Origin of the sequence: Streptomyces sp. BA2, from assembly GCF_009769735.1 — a bacterium.
Classification (GTDB): Bacteria; Actinomycetota; Actinomycetes; order Streptomycetales; family Streptomycetaceae; genus Streptomyces.
The window spans coordinates 927,891-946,432 of the sequence record NZ_WSRO01000002.1 but is presented as its reverse complement, the minus strand read 5'-3'; the positions used below and the strand labels follow the sequence as shown (position 1 = coordinate 946,432).

The window sequence follows — 18,542 nt, the reverse complement described above, 5'->3', positions numbered from 1 at the left end:
CAGGCAGGGAGAATTCATGTCCAACAACGCCGATGAGACAGTGGGATCCGTCCTCGTAGGGGTGGAGCAAGGGGATGACCAGCACACAGTCGTGCGATACGCGGCGCGGCACGCATCGCTCCACGGCGGTCGGCTGCACCTCCTGCATGTCGTGGAGGGAACTCCTCCGGCCGGGTCCGCAGCTCCGGCCGGGTCCGCAGCCGAACGGGAACGCCAGACCCTGGTGACGCAAGCGGTGGCGAGGGTCGTGCAACCGATGGTGGAGCTGGTCGAAACGGAGTTCCCCAAAGTCGCGGTGACGGCAGAAGCCGTGACCGGGCAGCCCGCCGGTGTACTCGTGGAACGTTCCGCCGAAGCGGCATGGCTGGTGGTCGGTCACCGCGGCAGTGGTGGATTCCCCCGACTGCCGCTGGGGTCGGTGAGCTGGCAGGTGGCCACCCACGCCTCCTGCCCCGTTGTCGTCATCCGCCCCGGCGCCAGTGCCGCCCGGGAGAACCGGATCGTGGTCGGCGTGGACGTCCGCGACATTCCCCACGAGGCCCTGGACCTCGCCTACGCCGAGGCCCAGGTTCGAGGCGCCGCCCTTCAGATGGTGCACGGCGCCTTTCACCTCGGCGAGATGCCTACCGGGCCGGGCATGGCGGCACCCGACTTCGCGGCTCTCGACGAGAAGGCGCGGCAGGTGCTGAAGGCGGAGGCCGCCAAGCGCCTCGCCCGGTACCCCGACGTACAGGTGGATGCGTACGTCGAGCGTGTTCGGCCCGCGACGGTTCTGGTCGAGGCGTCGCGGCGTGCCGGCCTGCTGGTCGTCGGTTCCCACGGGCGTACCGGGTTGCGGCGGTTGATGCTCGGGTCCGTGAGCGGCGAGGCGCTGCACAGTGCCGAGTGCCCCGTGGCCGTCGTACCGCACGCGCATTGACTGCTACATGTGCGGCTGGTTGTAGTAGCGGGCGAACTGTTCAAGGTAGGTCGGCTCGGTGCTGTATTTGGCCTCGTCGAATTCCGGGGCGTCCTTGATCTGGTCCTTCGTCCGATTCACGTAGACCTTTTCCTCGGCCGTGTCGATGCGGTCGATGGTCCCGGCCGGAAGGAGGACGTGCTTGCCGAAGATCCATGCTCCGGTGTCGACGACGATGTGGGCCGCGTCGACGTCCTCCGAGTGCTTGTCGATCTTGCCGATGTGGCCGTCGGTGGCCTCTACCTTGTAGCCGCTGAGGTCGATCCCCTTCTCGTGGCCCGAGCTGGGGTGGTAGCTCCAGATGCCTTCGCTCACGGAATGGCCTTTCTCGTGTGTGGAGATGCGTCTGCCGAAATCCACCAGTTTGGGCTGAACGTACGTCTGGGGCCGCGGAGCTGCCACCGGGTCGCCTGCGGTTGGCCGCCACATCCTTCGCCCGGCGCACCACCGTCCCCCGCACCCGCACCCGCACCCGGGCCGTCAGGTGATGGGCCGTCGACTTCGACGTCCCGAAGCACCATGAAGGTGGCGACGCCCGTCCGGACCAGTGCGCAACCTGAGCGTCTCGTGATCGTTCAGGAGGGTATGAGGAACACTAAGCGCGTAGTCGTTGCCCTGACCCTTACTGCCGCAGCCCTTTCTGTGGCCGGCCCCGCTAGTGCGGACGGCGGTTCCAGCGGCGAGGGAAGTATCAACCTCCCTGAAAGCCCCGGCGAGGTCGTCGATGGGGTGCGAACGGGTCTTGAGGTGGCGGCAATGAGCTGGGAGCTGGCCCAGGCCCGCGAGAGTTGAGCGCGAGGGGGGCTCATCGCTGACGGGGAACACCGCAGATGCTGCCGAGCGCACCATCCCGCTCGGCGGGGCGGGTGCAGGGCCGGCCTGGTCTTGTTCGAAGCCGGTACCCGCCGCCGATCGCCGATCGGCAACGCCCGCCCGCCCGCGGATCGGCCTGGTCCGCGGATGGGAATCACGGTTGCGACCGGCTCACTCCGCCACGGGCAGGCACTCGGCGAGGAGGTCGACGATGTCGTGCCAGGCGCGCTCCGCGTGCTGTGGGTGGTAGCCGACGCCGGGGAGCACGTTCTGGTCGACCGGTGGGTGGTGGAAGGCGTGCAAGGCACCGCCGTAGACCACGAGACGCCAGTCGACGCCCGCTGCCTGCATCTCGGCGGTGAACGCCTCCCGTTGCGCGGGCGGCATGATCGGGTCTTCCGAACCGACCCCGGCCCACACGGGGCAGCGTATGCGCGCCGCCTCGCCCGGACGGCCCGTGGTCAGTGCGTTGACTGTCCCGATCGCACGCAGGTCGACGCCGTCGCGCCCGAGCTCCAGCACGATCGCGCCCCCGGTGCCGTAGCCGATGGCGGCGATGCGGTCGGGGTCGGTACGCGGTTCGGCGCGCAACACGTCGAGCGCCGCGTGGCCGATGCCCCGCATCCGTTCGGGGTCGGCGAGCAGGGGCATCGCGTGCGCCAGCATTTCCTCGGGATCGGTGAACCAGCGCCCGCCGTTGATGTCGAAGGCCAGCGCCACGTACCCCAGTTCGGCGAGGGCATCGGCACGGCGGCGCTGGAAGTCGTTCAGCCCCGTCCCCTCGGGACCGACCAGGACCGCGGGCCTGGGGCCGACACCGGCCGGGAGGGCGAGGTGTCCGATCATCGTCAAGCCGTCGGCCGGGTACTCGATCGTGCGGGTTGTCACCGTCGTCATGAGACTGGACCGTAGTGATCGTCGATCCCGGCCGGGCCGGTGTTCACCGCTGGCAGAACGGCGTGGGACGTGGGGGCCGGCCGTCATCCAAGCTCGTTTGTGTGCTGGAACTGCCACGGCTGTGGCCACCACCCTCAGCACGGCGCGAGCGTGGCAAGGAAGCCGGTGCGGGCGAGCCCGCGGAGTCGGTGGGTGGGGCTCGTCCGGCCCGACTCCGGGCCCGCGACGGCCCCGGCGTCATCCACGCCGTACATGTTCCGCAGCGCGCGGACGCCGGTGCTGCGGAGCCAGAGCCCGGCGTCTCGTCCGAGGTCCGGCCAGGGCGCGCCGTCGCGCAGCTCCAGCTGCACCCGCCCGCGGGTGGCGACGCCGACCGCCTCGCGTCACTCTGCCGCGATCACCGCGATCACCGCGATCACCGCGACCACCGCGACCACCGCGACACGCGCGCTACCGCGCAGCGCGAGCGTCCCGACCGGGACTACTCCGTGCCGTCCGCCGGCAGGCGCTCCGGCAGCCCGAGCCGCGGGAACTGGTCGTCGTGGAACGTGACGATCTCGGTGATCGCCCCGCCGGTGACGCGCAGGACGTCGATCGGCAGCGGCAGGTACGCGCCCTCCTGATTCCGCCACTGGTAGAAGGCGACGGCGGACGTCGTCCCGCAGCAGTGTGGCGAGCCTGTCGGCGTCCGTGGCCACGCCGGCCTCGGTGTAGCGGCGCACCAGCTCGCGCGTCCCGGCATCCTGTTCGCCGCCGGTCCAGTCCTGCCGCTCGGCGGGCAGGTGCTCCCGCAGGAGCTCCGCGACGTCCTTCGCCGGCCAGCCGAGTACGTCCCGCAGGATCAGCACGGCCCGGGGGCTCGGCGCGAGGTGCTGGTCTGCGACCAGGTACGCCAGCTCGATCGTCTCCTGCGCGACGGCGACGGCGACGGCCTCCGGCTCGTCCGCGTCGCCCGCGGGCAGCTCATCGAGCAGCCGGTCCGGATACGGCTGGAGCCATAGCACCTCGCCGCCGGTCGCACCCTCCCGCCTCGTCGTGTCCCGTCGCGTTGGTGGGTTCAGAGTGAGAGTCACGGAATTCGCCGGGCGGGCGGTGAAAGGTAGTTCGGGCTTTCGCGGTGGAAGCGCATACGGGCCTCCAGCTGGTCCCACGGGATGTAGGCGGTGATCAGGCGGCGGGTGCCGGTGCTCGGGTCGAAGGCGTGACGCCCGTGCAGGATCCGAGTGTTGCGGAAGGCCAGGCATTCGCCTGCCTCGAACCGCCTGGTCACACGGTATTGCTCGCACGCGAGGTGCTTGAGGAACGTGTGGTAGGCGCGGTAGAAATCGGCGGCACGCTCGGGCGGGACCTGCCAGGACCAGGCGTGGGAGTGGCCGAAGTGCAGTGCCTGCACGCGCTCGTCGGGGCCAAGAGTGATGACCGGACGGCGCAGGCGGTACAGATAGCGGTGGCTGGAGTAGAGCTGCTCGAACTCCACGGGTGTGGTGGCCAGCAGGGCGAACCACGCCGGATACTCGGTGCGGAAGTCCTCGGCCGCCTTGAACCCGTCGAGGAAGAAGAACTCCCCGCCTGTCGCCTGGTTCTCGACGAAATAGCAGAACTCGAGCAGCGGGCCCACCGTCCGGTAGGGGTAGTCCGTGTGCGCGGTCAGGTTGAGGGACATCTCGGAGAGGTCCTCGGCTTCCGGCACCGCCCGCACGTCGGCGTATCGCCCGTACTCGGTGTGGTGAACGGGCTCGAACTCGGCCAGCAGGCGCTGGAGTTCGGCCTCCGTGGTGCCGCGGAGCAGGGCGAAGCCGTGGGTGAACAGATCGTCGGTCCAGGAACCGAGCCCGGCGTGACAGCCGGGCGCGTCATGCCACCGCATGTCCCGGATGCCCAGCGCCGCGGTGTCCCAGAGAACCTCGCCGGAGAACTGGCCCTCCGAGCTGCGGTTCCAGGCGTGGTCGAGCAGCCAATCCACTCGGTAGGTGCTGTGGTGGACCGGGTCTTCCCGCCATGTGATGTGCAGGAGCTCGCCATCCCGGCCGAGTTCAATCGTGATGGCCTCGGGCAGTGAGTCCGGCCGCACACTGAGGTCTGCGATCCTCTGGAATGAGGCGGAGTGCCGACAGGTTGCGCACGGGCAGCTGAAACGCAGCCATGGAACAGCGAACGCCGTCTCGTTCAGCGTGACGATGTCCCGTTCGATCGTCAGCGAGGTCATGCTTCCACTCTTTCCGCGCGCTCCCCACCAAACGCCCGCACCCCAGGGCCAGTTCACGCCTTTCTTTCGCTTGTTCCCGGATCTCATTGCGGCGAAGGGCAAGGACCTCGCACTGATCGACCGCCTTCACGCCGAACAGGGCGCCGGCACGGCCAACCCTGATGTTTCACCTCCGTACACGCGCCATCGACGCCCCGAATCGTCGCCTGGTCTGTTCAGGCCTCGCATCATCGGGTTGCGTATCTGAGGTATTGGACGTTGGAGTTGCGCGACTTGCTCCTGGAACAGAGGGTGGTGCGCCTGTGGGCCCGCCACCGACTCTGGCTCAGGAGATCCCAGCGGCGTGGCTGGGCCGGGACGCGAAGGCGAGAACTGGAGGCTGCTCTGGGTAAGTTGGGTATCCCTCGTGAGGAAGTGCCGGGAGTCCGCGGCGTCCTCGGGGCGTGGCGCCCGAACTGGGCGGCCTGCGCGCTGAGCGTCGTAGCGGGCTGGGTGACCATGTGGGCAGCCTGGCGGGTCTCGACCTCCTCGAGTGGACGGCGATGTTCGCCTCATGTCCCTCGTTCTCTTGTTGCCCTTGTTCTGGGCCGCACGATGGAGTTCAAGCGCTCGGTACCGGCTGGTCATGGGAGTGATTGCGGGGGTCGTGGCCGGCGGTGAGGTGCGCACCGCTCCTCGTGGCCGGCCGCGGCCAAGGCCGTGCCGGTCTACTTGGGTTCCGGCACGGCTTCGTCGTGTCGGATGGGTTCCGCCGGAGGGTACTTCTAGTCTTGCTCCGGTTCATCCATTTGTGACAGCGATCAGCCCCTGCGAGCTTGCCCTGGCCGATGCCGGGGCGGACGTCGCGGTGCTCGCCCGCGATGGGAGCCGCAACGCGGCAGTGGTCCGGGAAATCCAGACACGTGGCGTCCGCGCGACGCACCGGGAGGTCGACCTGACCGTGAAGGACGACCTGCAACAGGCCCTGGACGGCGCGGTCGAAGAGCTCGGAGCCCTCGATGTGCTGGTGAACAACGCCGGAGTGTGCGTGCACACCTCTTCGATGGAAGCCGACGAGACAGCGTGGCGCAGGGTGTTCGACCTCAATGTTGACGCCGTGTGGCGGTGCGCCACGGTTGCCGCCCGTCACATGGCGGCCCGCTCCGGCGGCTGCATCGTCAACATCGGCTCGATCGCCGGGCAGGTGGCCCTGCGCCCCCAGGCGCAGGCCGCCTACGACGCCTCGAAGGCGGCGGTGCATCAGCTCACCCGGTCCCTCGCGGTGGAGTGGGCCCCCGCCGGAATCCGGGTCAACGCGCTGGCCCCCGGCTATGTGCGTACCGAGATGGCCGCTGTCGATGAGCCGCGGCTTCGGCGCCGGTGGATCGATGACGTTCCGCAGCAGCGTTGCGCGCTGCCGGAGGAGATCGCCCCCGCGCTGGTGTTCCTCGCCAGCGAAGCGTCTGCCTTCATGACCGGGCAGGTCATCTTTCTCGACGGCGGCTACACCGCGGTGTGAAGCGCCTCGGAACTGTGCTGCCCGCACGAGGCGTTCGGCATAGGCCAGGCCAGGCCAGGCGATCCAGGTCAACGGCGAATGCCATGTGTTGGCAGCCCTTGTCGGCGTGCCACGTTCCACGCATCACGTCGGCCGTCAGGGCGGATTCGTGCTCTCCGACGATGAACTTGGCTGGGACCGGGTTGCCGGCGATCCGCATGCTCACGGTCGGGGATCCACCCGTGGGCATCGTCGGCCCGGCGAGATGAACCCGAAGCCCTTCTCGCCGTTGAACCATTTCACGGTGCCCTGCGCCATGTTCGCCTATCCCTTGTCCATGCCACGGCGCGCACGCGCGCGCCGGCCGTAGCATCGGCCCGGCTCCTGATCCTTCCCCTCAGCGGAGCCAATGAACCGGAGCCGCTACTGCCAGTAGGCCGGGCGTCGGTACCGGTGAGCGATGGTCATCGGTGGCACCAGGGGGTGCGGGGGACGATTGCCGGGCGCTGTGCGGATACCGCCGATCTCCAGAGGCAGGTTTGGATCAGGAGCGGCAGCAGGTCGAAGCGGCCCGGGCCAGGGGGCGGGGGCCAGCCCAGTTCGCGGGCCATCGCGGTGAGGCCGGCGTTACGGATCTCGCCGCGGACACTTCCGTGGGCGCAGACGTGCCCGGCGTAGGAGGAGAGTTCGCGGTTGAGGACGCGTGGGCCCGGTCTGCGCGATCTCTTCCGCGGTCAAAGGGTGGTCGGCTTGGGGTGGCGTCGCTGCGCCAACTCCGCTGTGAGCCAGGGGAGTTCATGCTTGACGTGTACGCGTGGGCTGCTGGCCGGAGCTAGGTCTTGGCTTCGAATACCCGGTTGAAGGGCGCGTCCGCGGTCCGGCGGAACGTACGGAAGCCCGCGCGCCGGGCGGTGTCGCGCAGCGTCGGCTCCGAGACGAGCGCACCGAGCGCGGGCCCCTCGGCTGCGAGGGAGTTGGGTACGCAGCACAGTGTGGAGATCGCGGCGAAGGCTTTGGCGACGGGATTGATGTTGCCCATGACGTCGTCGGCGGCCGGTGGCTCGACCAGCATGACGCTGCCGCCGCCGGGTGCCAGGGCGTGGTGGGCGGCGCGCAGGGCGCCGACGGGATCGCCCATGTCGTGGAGGCAGTCGAAGAATGTGATCAGGTCGTAGCCCTCGCCCCAGTCCTTCGTCGCGTCGATGCCCCGGAATTCGACGTGATCGGCGACACCGGCCTTGTCGGCGGCCTGGCGGGCATGCTCGATGGACGGCCCGTGGGAGTCGATGCCGACGAAGACGGCGTCGGGAAACGCCTGCGCCATCAGGATGGTGGAACTCCCGCGCCCGCACCCGACGTCCGCGACGCTGCCTCCGGCGCGGAGCCTCGCCTCGATGCCGGTGAGCGCCGGGATCCAGGAGGACACCAGGTGGCTGGCGTATCCGGGGCGTCGCATGCTCCGGTGGCAGCCTGAAGGCGCCCGTCGCGGAGTCGTACTCGACGTATCCGGCGGCGGCCTGCGCCAGCAGCCACTCCTGGACGTAGCGTTCATGGTTGCCGCTGGTCTCGGCCAGTTCCGTAGGTGTCTGCGGGCCGGAGTGGGCCATCGCGGCGAACAGGCCCTGGCGCAGGCCGATGTAGGTGAGGGCCGAGTGCAGAGCCGTCGACAGATCGCCGACGACCGTGCCCGCGAACTTTTCGACGCGCAGGGGATCCAGCGTCTTTGAACCAGAGACGGCGGATTCCTGCCCCGGGGCGGTCGGGGCGGACCGGCTGACGACGGCCCGGTATCGGGCCGTGCCACCTCGCACCGCGTCGAACGCCTGCTGGACGTCGTCCATGGCGAAGGGGTCGATGCGCGGGGTGATGTTGTTCATCGTGGCGAACCGGATCATCTCGGCCATCTCGGCCGGTGGGCCCACAGGCGATCCGGACACCAGCTTCTCGCCCATGACCAGGAGCGGCCCCGGGATCTCGACCGGCTTGGACTGGATGCCCAGCAGGTGTAGACGGCCTCCGGGCGCGAGTGCGGTGAGGTAGGTGGCCCAGTCCAGTGGCATGTCGGTCGTGACCAGGATCAGGTCGAGGGAGCCGGCGCAGGCTCGGACGGCCTCGCCGTCTCGGCTGTCGACCACGTGCCGGGCTCCGAGATCGATGGCGTCCGATTGCTTGCCGTCACTGGAGGTGAACGCGGTGACCTCGCATCCCTGAGCCCGCGCGAACTGCACGGCCAGATGCCCCAGTCCGCCGATGCCCGCGATGCCGACGCGGGCGCCTGTGCGCGGGAGGTTTCGCAGCGGGTGGTACACCGCGATCCCGGCACACATCAGCGGTGCGAGTGCTGCCGCGTCTGCGTCGGAGGGAAGAGGAACCGCCCAGACCGCCTGGCAGCGGACACGGTCCGCGAGTCCGCCGTATCTGCCCACGACGGTCCGCTCGATGCGGGGGCACAGGTGAAGGTGTCCGGCGAGGCATTGCGCGCAGTTCATGCAGCTGCGGGAGTTCCAGCCAAGACCGACCCGGTCGCCGACCGTGAGGTGTTCGACGTCCGAGCCGGTCGAGGAGACCGTACCGACGATCTCGTGGCCGGGGACGAACGGATGCGACGGGGCAAGCGGGGTGCCGCCCCAGTCCCCGTCGAGCAGCGAGACATCGGCGTGGCAGATACCGCAGTGCTCCACGGAGATCTCTACCTCGTCGGGTGCCGGCGGCCCGGGATCGTAGGTGAACGGCCTGAGTTTCGCGCCATGGGTCAGTGCGGCGTGGGCGGACACCCGGCTCATCGGTCTGTGCTCCTTCACTGTTCGTGTGCTCACAGTTCGCGCTTGCGTGCCAGCGTCATGCCGTCGGCGATCGGCAGCATGACGACTTCGAGGCGGTGGTCTGCGGCGAGACGGTCGTTGAACTCCCGTACGGCTGTGGTGTCGGGGCTGTGGATCTGTTCGTCGATCACGGTGCCCTTGCGCAGCACGTTGTCGATGACCAGGAGTCCGTCCGGGCGGACCCGTGGAAGCAGCTCTTCGACGTACGTCCAGTGGTTCCTCCTGTCGGCATCCAGGAAGACGAGGTCGAGTTCGGGCCGATGGGGCAGGGAGCGGACGGTGGACAGCGCCTTGCCGAGCCGAAGGTCGATCTTGTGTTGGACACCCGCGCGTTGCCACGCGGTCCGGGCGATGGAGGTCCATTCCTCGCTCAGGTCGCACGAGACCAGGCGGCCGGCCTGGGGGAGACCGCGGGCGACGCACAGTCCGGAGTAGCCGGTGAAGGTGCCGATCTCCACGGCGTGGCGTGCCCCGATCAGTCGCGCCAGCATCGTCAGCAGCGAGCCCTGGACGGGGGTGATCTGCATCCTGGAGATGTCGCCGAGTCGCGCGGTGGTGGCGATGAGTTCGGCGGCCACTGGATCGGGGGGACTGCGGTGGTCCACGACGTAGTCGCTCAGATCGCGCGTCATCGTGACGCTTTTGCTCCCGCTCACCGGCTGGTCTCCTTGGGGTGGGGGGACAGGGCCGGGCTGATCCGGATGGTGGCTTCGCGGTCGTTGCGGCCCTCGTAGAAGGCGCGCAAGCGAGGCTGTTCGGGGTCGACCATCGAGACGATGAAGCTCCACATCCCGCTGTTCTCCGCCAGCCTGGTGTCAAGTTCCGTGCAGGTGTCACGCAGGGGGTCGTCCGGCCACGGCACTCGATGGGTGTGATAGCTCCCGAACATCACTGACTCCAGGGCGTCGAAGGTGTTCTCGGCTTCCAGGAGCTCGGCAGGGTCGGCGACCCAGCCGCGCTGCTCGGCGGGCGTCTCCGAGGGGATCGCGTAGTGGGCGACGGCCTCGTCCATGACGTCTTGGTAGTGGCCGCTGCCGCGCAGGTTGACCCGGAGCGGAAAGAGGGCGGTGACACGGAAGCGGTGGCCGTCGGAGCGACCGCCCAGGAGACCGAAGGCTTTGCGCTCGGGCGTCTCCGAGGGTTCGTAGTGGCCCAGGAGCTTGCGTCGGGCATGGCCGACGATGGCGGCGTGGTGCTCTTCGGTGATGTGGATCTCCGGGCGGACGGGCCGGGTCATGCGAGTACGTCCAATGCGTCGCTGGTGTGCGCCAGCCAATGGCGGGCCTTGGTGGTCACCTGGTCGACCAGGGCGACGGATTCGCCGAGGTAGGTGGTGGGATTCACCAGGTCCGCGAGTTCGGAGTTGCTCCCGAGGTACCGCGAGGCATCGGCGGACCGGCACAACTCCGTCAGCAGAGAACAGTTGTTGCTCTGGGCGGCCTGGCTTCGTTCGTAGATCCATTGGTAGGCGGTCTGCTTGCCCATGTGGGGGGGGGCGAGCGCGAACATCAGGCGTTCGGTGCAGACCTCGTCGTCGAACAGGCGCAGGTTGTGGAGCATCCGGTCGGTACGCACGGCCATCCCGGACACGATGGTGCGCAGGAGGCTCGCTGCTGCCAGGGAGTAGTGCGACACGTCGGTCACGCAGGCCCATTCCAGCCGCAGCGAGCGCCCGTCACGTTCGTGCTCGCCGCCCATGGCGGTGATCGCGGTGGCCACCTGGGCGGCGGCGAGTTCGGCGAGCACCACGACCTGCTCACAGGTCTCCGGGTTGCGTTTGTGCGGCATCGTGCTGCTGCCGACCTTCCCCTGCCGCCAGGCCAGCTCGATTTGACGGTGTTCTGGTGGACGCCGAACAGAGCGGTCATCTCCGTGCGTTCAACCAGATGTGGGCCGAACTGGGGGTGCCGTGGCAGTGGACTGCCGGCCAGTACGCGCACAAGCTGCGGATCTCCGGCGGCACGGAACGCCTGGCCAGCCTGTACCACGACGCGGACTTCCGGGCCCGGGTCTCCCCGCCGCTCAGCTGGGAAGCGTGGATGCTCACGGTCCGCACCTGGCACCGGCACAAGACCCGTGTGTATCTGGCCCTGCTCGACGCGGGCGCGGTCCAGGCGCGGCCGGGGGTGCGCCGTCTCGCCGCCGAGGCCGCCGATGCGGGGTGGCGGCTCGCGGTGGCATCCAGCGGTGCGAAGGAGTCCGTGAGCGCCGCGCTCCGGATGGCCGTGGGGGCCGACCTGGCCGCCGCCTTCACCGTCGTGTCCGGGGCGCAGGTGAGCAGGAAGAAGCCCGACCCCGAGGTCTACCGGTACGCGGCGCAGAGCGTGGGCGTGGCCGCGTACGACTGCGTCGCCGTCGAGGGCACCCGTAACGGGATACTCGCTGCCCTCGCCGCCCGCATGCACTGCCTGGTGACGCCCACCCGCGTCTCCGCAGAGCACGACTTCACCGGGGCCTCCCGCGTCGTCACCCACCTGGGAGACCCGCACCGGGAACCGGCGCCCGACCTCAGCACGCCTGCCGCTCCGCACACCGCGCCGCCCGTCGTGCTGGCGGACCTGCAACAGCTGATCCTCGACGGACCCCGCGGCATCTCTTCCCCGGCGTGCCGCCCTGCGAGGTGCCGGCCCGGCCGCCCCCCGACCGCACCCGACAAGGAGGCGCACCCCATGACGACGGACGAAACCACCCCCGCCCGACACTCTGTTGCCGTAGGTCCTGCAGGTCCCGCAGCCTTCGCGCTGCTGCCCGACGGCAGCCCCCAGTGGACACCCGACGCGGTGCTCTTCGACTGCGACGGCACGCTGATGGACACCGAACCCTGCTGGAGCACTGCCCTGGCGGAACTGTTCGCCCGCAACGGGGTGCCCTGGAGGCCCGAGGACAAGCCCCACTACATCGGCGGGACCGTACGGGCGATGGCCGACCGGGCAGCCGACGCGTTCGGCGACCCAGGCCGGGCCGACGTACTGGAGAAGGAGTTGCTGGACCTCGTCGTCGAGGCAGTCGACCACTCGGCGGCGACCCCGTTGCCCGGCGCTCTCGAACTCTTCACCGCGCTCAGTTCCCTCGTGCCGACGGCCGTGGTCAGCAACTCGCCCCGGCGGGTCCTGGACATCGCACTGGAACGCGGCGGGCTGAGCCCCCTCGTGCGTTTCACCGTCGCCGCCGAAGACCCGCCCCGGCCGAAACCCGCCCCCGATCCATACCTCATGGCCTGCGCACACTTCGGCGTGAACGCGAGCCGCTGCCTCGCGGTGGAGGACTCCCTGACGGGCCTCACGTCCGCCCGCGCCGCCGGTCTGGTCACCGTCGGCGTTCCGACCTTGCCCGACCCGGCCTTCCCGGCCGACCTTCTCCTCGACTCCCTCCAGAACCCCGGGCTCGTCCGCTGGGCCACCGCCTGGAGCGGCTGAGTCGGCACAGCCATCGGCGGCTCCGTACTGCTCCCGCCGGGCACGACCTCCGGGTCCGTATCAATCAGAAAGCAGAGGCATGGGACTGGCATACCTACGCACGGACGCAGACCGGGCAATGGGCGTGGGCATGGGCCGCGTCCTGGTGCGGGAAACGGCGGGCTGCGGGCGGGACATGGCCCTGGCGCTGCGTATGGCGCAGGGGGCGAGCAGGCTGACCGCACCGTACTGGATGGGCCGCCGTTTCCTCGGGGCGGCCGGTCGCCCCCTCGCCGACGACGCCACGCTCTCGCTGAGCTTCCTCACCCCGCGACAGGCCGCCCGCGTACGCATCCGCAGGAACCAGAGCGACCTGCTCATCCTGTGGCAGGTCTTCCTCAAGCGCTTCTACGAACTCGGCGTCCACTACCGGCTCGACGAGGACATCGACACCCTCGACACGATCGTCGACCTCGGCGGCAACACCGGCCTCGCCGCGTCCTACTTCACCGCCCGCTACCACCCCCGCACCCTGCTGACCGTGGAGCCGATCCCGCAGAACCTGGCCGTCCTGCGGCACAACGCCGCGCTGTCCGGCCTGGACTGGAAGATCGAACCGGCCGCGGTGGCTGGGGAGTCCGGCACGGCGGAGTTCACCGTCAGCGCGTTCTGGGACACCTGCACCGCCGTGCCCGCGGTGGCGGATCTGCGTCGCACCCGCCCCTACCGGCTGGAGAACGTACTGGCCCGGCCCAGCGTGCGGGTGCCCGCGATCACCATGGACGAACTGCTCACCAAGCACGGCATCGAACACGTCGATCTGCTCAAGGTCGACGTCGAGGGCAGCGAGGCGGAGGTGTTCCGCGAAGTTCAGCCGTGGATGGAGCGGGTCGAACGGATCGTCCTGGAAGTCCACGACAAGTACATCGACGGAGACAGCGTCCGGGCCACCATGCGCGCGGCCGGATTCCGGCAGGTGCCGCCGTGCGTCCCGGAGCCCGCAGGGTTCAACCCGGTCGAGCTGTACGTCAAGTCATGAGCGAGGGCACTCCGATGTCTCGTAAAGCCGATCTCGCCGCACTGGTGAGATCCGCTCCACCCGTTGCCGTGGTGTTCGACTGCGACGGCACACTCATGGACACCGAACCGTGCGCCGATGCCGCACGCGGTGCCGTCTTCGCCCGCCGGGGGCGTGTCTACGACGACGCGGCCCGTGAGGCTCTCATCGGGCTGTCCCTGCCCCAGGGCGGCGAAGTGATGTCCCAGCTGTTCGGGGGCAACGCCGCCGAGCTGGCCGACGAGTTGGGGGCGGCGCTCCTGGCCGCGGTCGCCGCCGGGGCCAGGCCGATGCCCGGTGCGGCGGATCTGGTCACCCTGCTCTGCGGCGCCGGAGTGCCCCTTGCGGTGGCCAGCAATGGGCCGCGTGTTCTCCTGGACAAGTCGCTGGCGCGCGGCGGTCTGTCCCGGTGGCTGCCGGTCACGGTCTCGGGCGACGACGTCGTCTTCCCCAAGCCGCACCCGGACTGCTACCTCGCCGCCTGCTCCGCGCTTGGCGTCGAGCCCGGCAGGGCCCTGGCCGTCGAAGACTCGCCGGTCGGCGCGCGGGCGGCCCATGCCGCAGGGATGACCGTGCTCGGGGTGGGGGCCCTGACCCGCGGGCCGTACGTACACGCGCATGTACCGGCCCTTGACGACGCTGCGCTGGGGCACTGGCTCGCTGGGTGGCGATCAGCGGTGGCCGGGCCGCTTCAGAGCCCTCGCGCTGATCACCTCCTTCGGGGCGGGGCGGAGGAGTTGTCGCCCCACGCCCCTACTGTCTGATCCGTCAGCCGGGTCACGGAGAAGGAGTCGTCGGGGCGATGGCCTCGTTCGGTCCGGTCACCGCTTGCGCGCGCAACTTGTCCAGTGGGGTCACGCGTCCGCGTGCGTGCGTACTCATTCGGCGATGGCGGTGCGCGTCGTCCACCGGTATACGGGCAGCTGCTTGTTCCCGATGTCGCTGAACTCCCCCTCGTGCACGAAGTGTTCGTAGTGGGCGCCGAACCGGTACTTGAACTTCTCCGTCAGCGACGGGGACACCTGTACGCGCTCCGCGTCCGGAATGGCGGACGGACCGCCGACCAGCAGCACTTCGAAGTCCGACATGGCGTAAGCCTCCTGACACCTGGACGGGCCGTCTGTCGTGCCCCGCCAGGTTCGCGGCACTGCCTAAATTGGCGCCAAAAAGACTCCGCAGGGGGAGTTGTGGCGACCGTACGGCGCACGCCAGACTGGTCCTCAACACCCGTTGAGTAGAATCAATCCATTTGTCAGCTTCAGGGAGCAGATCGTGACTCCTCCGGCTGCCGGGCCGACCGCCGGCACAGCGCCGTCCGAACCGTCGGCCACGACCCGGCGTTCCACCAACTACCGTGTGCTGCTTGGCCCGTCGCTGCTCGGGCTCTTCCTGGTCATCGCCTTCGCCGGGCTGATGATCCCCGGCCTGCGCAACCCCGCCCCGCACGATATGCCGCTCGGGGTCGCGGGACCGCCCGCGGCCGTCGAGCGCCTCGGCCAGCAGCTGGAGGCGGGCGCACCGGGTGCCTTCGACGTGACCGGGTACGCCGACGAGAAGTCGGCCCGCGAAGCGCTGCGCGACCAGCAGATCCTGGGCGCCATCGTCATCGGGCCCCAGGGCGCGCCCGCCTTGCTCACCGCGAGCGCGGCAGGCGACGCGCCGACCCGGGCCACGACGGCGGCCTATGAGCGACTGACCGACCAACTCGGCACCCCGCCACAGGTGCAGGACGTCGCACCCCTGCCCGAGCACGACTCCCGCGGGGTCAGCGCGGTGCTGCTGTGCGTCGCCCTGTCCGTGGGCGGACTGCTCTTCCAGGTGGGCCTGAGTCTGGCAGCCGGAGGCGAACGGGCTTCTGCGCGTCGGCTGGCCTCCGTCGCCTACGCCGTGGTCGCCGGCCTGATCGGTGCCCTGCTCGCGGGACCGGTCACCGGTGCTCTCACGGGGCAGTTCACCGAGCTGCTGGGGATCTCGATCCTGCTGTCGCTGACCGTCGTCGGCGTAGTGGCGGCCTGTCAGGCCGTGTTGCGTGCGCTCGGCATCGTCGTCGGCGCGCTGCTTGTGCTGCCGCTCGGCGTGTCGTCGTCCGGCGGTGTCGTCGACCCCCACTTCCAGCCCACCTTCTACGCGGCCGTCTCGGAGTACCTGCCCATGGGCAGCACGGTCTCCCTCCTGCGGCGGGTCTTCTACTTCGACGGCAACGCGGTGGGCGGCCCGCTGCTCACCCTGGCGCTGTGGGCGGCCTTGTCCTGGATCCTGGCGCTGGTGGTGGAGCGGTTCCGGCCGTTCCGCCCGGACGTGGTCATCGTGCCCGCCTCCGCAGTACCCGTCGGCGACCCACGGACGGCCTGATGGCGGCCGAACCCGGCGGCCTTGCCGCGATGCCCGCGGAACCGGGCGGTCCCGACGGGTCGCAGGAGAACCGCCGCGAGCTGATTCGGCTCGCGGCGGTCGAGCTGTTCGCCCGGCACGGCTATCGCGGCACCACGGTCCGGGCCATCGCGGAACGCGCTGGTGTGGACCCGGCCCTGGTGATGTACCACTACGGCAGCAAGGAGAAGGTCTTCTCCGTGGTGATCCGGGAGGTGATGCGCGCAGAGGAGCTGCTGCCCGCCCTGCCCGAACTCCTCGACGAACCCCCCGGCACCGGCGGGCCCGACGGAGCACGGGGCGGTCCCGGCAGCCGGCTGGTCCGCGGCTTCCTGACCCGCTGGGAGGACCCGTCGACACGCTCCGCGCTCCTTGTGGTCTTCCGCTCGGCGATGGAGCATCCCGAGGCCTCGCAGCTGTTCCGGGAGGTGGCCGGCGGCGAACTCCTGATGCCGATCGCCCGCCGGATCCCGGCCCCCGACCCCGAACTGCGGGCCGTGCTTGTGGCGTCCCTGCTCGTAGGACTGATCACCGGCCGATACGTGGTGCCCATCGCCCCACTGGCCGACATGGACCTGGACACGGTCGTGGACCTCTACGGGCCACACGCGGAGGCCATGCTTCTGGGCCGGCTGGGCACGCCGCCGCCCATGCCGTGATGCCATCCCACTACCTCAACGGCGCCCGGGAAGCGTTCCCTTGACCAGTGCGTTCACCACCTGGCGCCGCTGGAGCTTGCCGCTCGGGGTCTTCGGCAGGGCGCCCCGGGGCACCACCTCGACCCGGTCGGGACGCAGCCCCGTCTCCGCGGAGACCGCCGCGATCACCGCCGCGCGGATCTCCGCGACGCGCTCGGAGTCGGCATGGCTGCGGGACTCCACCACCAGGACCAGTACCTCGGTGCTGCGCTCAGGGTCGGGGCAGCCCACGGCGGCCACCGCGTCCGCCCGCAGCCCGTCCACCGTGGCAGCCGCCGCCTCGAAGGCGTACGGGTGGTAGTTGGACCCGGCGATGATCACCACGTCCTTGATCCGGCCGGTGACGTACAACTGGCCGTTGTCCAGGAACCCCTGGTCGCCGGTGTCCAGCCAGCCGTTTTCGAGGACCTTCGCGGTCTCCTCGGGCTGGCGGTAGTAGCCCGACATCATGGAGAGGCAGCGCAGCAGGATCGTCCCCTGGCGGCGGTCCGGCAGGTCCGCGCCCGTCCCGTCCACCACCCGGATCTCGATCTCCTTCAGTGCGCTGCCCGACGACACCAGCTCCTGCCTGTCGGGATCGTCCGGCGAGGCCTCCACGACCTCCCCGTCGCCGGCCAGCCGGTCACGGCGGACGGGCAGCGTGATCAGCGGGTCGCCCGGCACGCACATGGTCGCCGCCAGGGTGATCTCCGCCATGCCGTAGCAGGGCGTCATCGCCCGCTCCCGGTAGCCGTAGGGGGCCATACGCTCGGCGAACGCCCGCAGTGTGCCGGCCTGTACGACTTCGGCGCCGTTGCCCGCGAGGCGCCAGGCGCTGAGGTCGAGCCCTTGCAGCTTGGTGTCCGGCACGTTCGTCGCGCACAGCCGGTAGGCGAAGTTCGGCGCCGAGGTGAACGTGCCACGGTAGCGGTGCATCGCCCACAACCACCGCTCCGGACGCAGCGCGAAGGACAGTGGCGGCATGCTCGCCACGGGCAGGCCGTGCAGCAGCGGAGCGAGGCTCAGCCCGATCAGCCCCATGTCGTGGTGGAGTGGCAGCCAGCTGACGATCAGATCGCCCGAGCGGTAGGCATGGTCACCGATCGCGGCGGCATTGGCGAAGACGGCCTCGTGGGTCAGCGTCACGCCCCGGCTGCTGCCCGTGGTGCCGGACGTGAACTGGATCAGCGCGAGGTCACCGGCTCGCGCCCGCACCGAGCCCGGCACAAGGCCGCCTTCGAACGGTGGCTCCACGACCGCCACCCCGGCCTGGGCGCACGGCGCCGACACGGCGTCCCGGAACTCCGGGGAGACCACCAGAGCACGTGGCTCCGCGCGGCTGATGAGCAGCCGCAGCCGGTCCTCCCAGCGCTGCCGGCGCATGGTGGCCAGGGGCGGCTCGCACACGAAGGGGACGGCGCCCAGCAGGAAGCAGCCGTGCAAGGCCGCGTAGGCGTCGACGCCGGTGTCCATGCAGACACCGACCCGGTCACCGGGGCGCACCCCGTGCTCGGCCAGCGTGGTCGCCGCCGCCCCCGCCAGCTCGGCGAGGTCCGCCGCGGTGAGCCGTACCGGCTCCCCGGAGCCCTCGACATAGGCCAGCGGCCGGTCGGGATCCTGGTCGGCCAGCTCCAGCAGGGCGGCGCCGATCGTGCTCGCGGAGGTCAGGGATACCGGGCCCGGGCGGTCTTCCGGCTCGAATCCCTTCCGGTCTATGTGTACGTCCTCGGTCGAAATGGCAACTGGCATTTCCTACCCCCGAATTGACCACCGCGGAGCGGCTGAAAATGACATGGTGAACGCGTGCGTATGATGTGCAGAATACAACGGGCAAGTCAAGCGCGGTAAGTTACGGACCACGGCTTTAGAG

At 69.9% G+C, this 18,542-nt stretch carries 19 protein-coding genes and 2 pseudogenes; 7 read left to right on the top strand and 14 right to left on the bottom strand.

Translation table 11 applies throughout. From position 1 onward, the window contains the following. Nucleotides 1–16 precede the first annotated feature (16 nt). A complete protein-coding gene (locus E5671_RS06985; protein ID WP_160502965.1) occupies nt 17–919 on the top strand; it encodes a universal stress protein in 903 nt (300 codons plus the stop codon). Between the two features lie 3 nt (nt 920–922). On the opposite strand, the gene E5671_RS06980 is transcribed toward E5671_RS06985, so the two are convergent. From E5671_RS06980 to E5671_RS06960, 5 genes are all read right to left on the bottom strand, one after another. Next, the gene (locus tag E5671_RS06980) at nt 923–1,273 is read right to left on the bottom strand and encodes a PRC-barrel domain-containing protein (protein ID WP_160502964.1); all 351 of its coding nucleotides are present in this window, start codon (nt 1,271–1,273) and stop codon (nt 923–925) included. Between the two features lie 669 nt (nt 1,274–1,942). Next, on the bottom strand, nt 1,943–2,668 hold the full coding sequence (locus tag E5671_RS06975; RefSeq protein ID WP_160502963.1) for a dienelactone hydrolase family protein: 726 nt from the start codon (nt 2,666–2,668) through the stop codon (nt 1,943–1,945). Between the two features lie 134 nt (nt 2,669–2,802). Beyond that, nucleotides 2,803–3,018 carry a hypothetical protein gene (locus E5671_RS45340; RefSeq protein WP_202121036.1) on the bottom strand — a complete coding sequence of 72 codons (216 nt, stop codon included), beginning with the start codon at nt 3,016–3,018 and terminating at the stop codon, nt 2,803–2,805. A gap of 33 nt (nt 3,019–3,051) precedes the next feature. Further along, nucleotides 3,052–3,741: a hypothetical protein gene (locus tag E5671_RS06965; RefSeq protein WP_237330121.1), complete on the bottom strand. Its 690-nt coding sequence runs from the start codon at nt 3,739–3,741 to the stop codon at nt 3,052–3,054. Then, entirely contained in the window at nt 3,738–4,874 is a 1,137-nt protein-coding gene (locus E5671_RS06960) for a TauD/TfdA family dioxygenase (protein ID WP_160502962.1), read from the bottom strand. Before E5671_RS06960 ends, E5671_RS06965 begins: the two co-directional genes overlap by 4 nt. A 790-nt stretch (nt 4,875–5,664) precedes the next feature. On the opposite strand from E5671_RS06960, the gene E5671_RS06955 reads away from it, so the two are divergent. Further along, nucleotides 5,665–6,372 (top strand): SDR family oxidoreductase, encoded by a 708-nt coding sequence (locus E5671_RS06955; protein ID WP_202121035.1) that lies wholly within the window; start codon nt 5,665–5,667, stop codon nt 6,370–6,372. Between the two features lie 201 nt (nt 6,373–6,573). Here the strand turns inward: E5671_RS06955 and E5671_RS47740 are convergent, their stop codons facing one another. The 7 genes and pseudogenes from E5671_RS47740 to E5671_RS47375 form a co-directional block, all read right to left on the bottom strand. Beyond that, nucleotides 6,574–6,669, bottom strand: coding sequence for a cold shock domain-containing protein (locus E5671_RS47740; protein ID WP_237330120.1), 96 nt, complete (start codon nt 6,667–6,669; stop codon nt 6,574–6,576). A gap of 146 nt (nt 6,670–6,815) precedes the next feature. Then, nucleotides 6,816–7,064: pseudogene (locus E5671_RS06945) on the bottom strand (nitric oxide synthase oxygenase); the annotation flags it as partial. Between the two features lie 119 nt (nt 7,065–7,183). Beyond that, the gene (locus E5671_RS45335; RefSeq protein WP_202121034.1) at nt 7,184–7,807 is read right to left on the bottom strand and encodes a class I SAM-dependent methyltransferase; all 624 of its coding nucleotides are present in this window, start codon (nt 7,805–7,807) and stop codon (nt 7,184–7,186) included. Nucleotides 7,808–7,859: 52 nt separating this feature from the next. Continuing rightward, nucleotides 7,860–9,134: pseudogene (locus E5671_RS47735) on the bottom strand (NAD(P)-dependent alcohol dehydrogenase); the annotation flags it as partial. A gap of 29 nt (nt 9,135–9,163) precedes the next feature. After that, nucleotides 9,164–9,829, bottom strand: coding sequence for an O-methyltransferase (locus E5671_RS06935; RefSeq protein WP_336605688.1), 666 nt, complete (start codon nt 9,827–9,829; stop codon nt 9,164–9,166). Then, nucleotides 9,826–10,410: a hypothetical protein gene (locus E5671_RS06930; protein ID WP_160502960.1), complete on the bottom strand. Its 585-nt coding sequence runs from the start codon at nt 10,408–10,410 to the stop codon at nt 9,826–9,828. The genes E5671_RS06935 and E5671_RS06930 overlap by 4 nt, the downstream gene beginning before the upstream one ends. Beyond that, entirely contained in the window at nt 10,407–11,003 is a 597-nt protein-coding gene (locus E5671_RS47375) for a hypothetical protein (protein ID WP_336606038.1), read from the bottom strand. The genes E5671_RS06930 and E5671_RS47375 overlap by 4 nt, the downstream gene beginning before the upstream one ends. 11 nt (nt 11,004–11,014) lie before the next feature. Between E5671_RS47375 and E5671_RS06920 the strand changes: the two genes are divergently transcribed. The 3 genes from E5671_RS06920 to E5671_RS06910 all read left to right on the top strand — a co-directional run bounded on the left by E5671_RS06920 (nt 11,015) and on the right by E5671_RS06910 (nt 14,389). Beyond that, nucleotides 11,015–12,589 carry an HAD-IA family hydrolase gene (locus E5671_RS06920; protein ID WP_272902868.1) on the top strand — a complete coding sequence of 525 codons (1,575 nt, stop codon included), beginning with the start codon at nt 11,015–11,017 and terminating at the stop codon, nt 12,587–12,589. 79 nt (nt 12,590–12,668) lie between these two features. Continuing rightward, entirely contained in the window at nt 12,669–13,607 is a 939-nt protein-coding gene (locus tag E5671_RS06915) for an FkbM family methyltransferase (RefSeq protein WP_160502957.1), read from the top strand. Continuing rightward, nucleotides 13,604–14,389: an HAD family hydrolase gene (locus E5671_RS06910; RefSeq protein ID WP_336605687.1), complete on the top strand. Its 786-nt coding sequence runs from the start codon at nt 13,604–13,606 to the stop codon at nt 14,387–14,389. Before E5671_RS06915 ends, E5671_RS06910 begins: the two co-directional genes overlap by 4 nt. Nucleotides 14,390–14,503: 114 nt before the next feature. Here E5671_RS06910 and E5671_RS06905 read toward each other — a convergent pair whose 3' ends face one another. Beyond that, nucleotides 14,504–14,713 carry a DUF5988 family protein gene (locus E5671_RS06905; protein ID WP_160502955.1) on the bottom strand — a complete coding sequence of 70 codons (210 nt, stop codon included), beginning with the start codon at nt 14,711–14,713 and terminating at the stop codon, nt 14,504–14,506. A 184-nt stretch (nt 14,714–14,897) separates the two neighbouring features. Here E5671_RS06905 and E5671_RS06900 point away from each other — a divergent pair, with 184 nt between their 5' ends. Further along, nucleotides 14,898–15,977 (top strand): hypothetical protein, encoded by a 1,080-nt coding sequence (locus tag E5671_RS06900; protein ID WP_160502954.1) that lies wholly within the window; start codon nt 14,898–14,900, stop codon nt 15,975–15,977. Next, nucleotides 15,977–16,654 (top strand): TetR/AcrR family transcriptional regulator, encoded by a 678-nt coding sequence (locus E5671_RS06895; protein ID WP_272902822.1) that lies wholly within the window; start codon nt 15,977–15,979, stop codon nt 16,652–16,654. Before E5671_RS06900 ends, E5671_RS06895 begins: the two co-directional genes overlap by 1 nt. Nucleotides 16,655–16,669: 15 nt before the next feature. Here E5671_RS06895 and E5671_RS06890 read toward each other — a convergent pair whose 3' ends face one another. Next, entirely contained in the window at nt 16,670–18,421 is a 1,752-nt protein-coding gene (locus E5671_RS06890; RefSeq protein ID WP_237330119.1) for a fatty acyl-AMP ligase, read from the bottom strand. Nucleotides 18,422–18,542 lie beyond the last annotated feature (121 nt).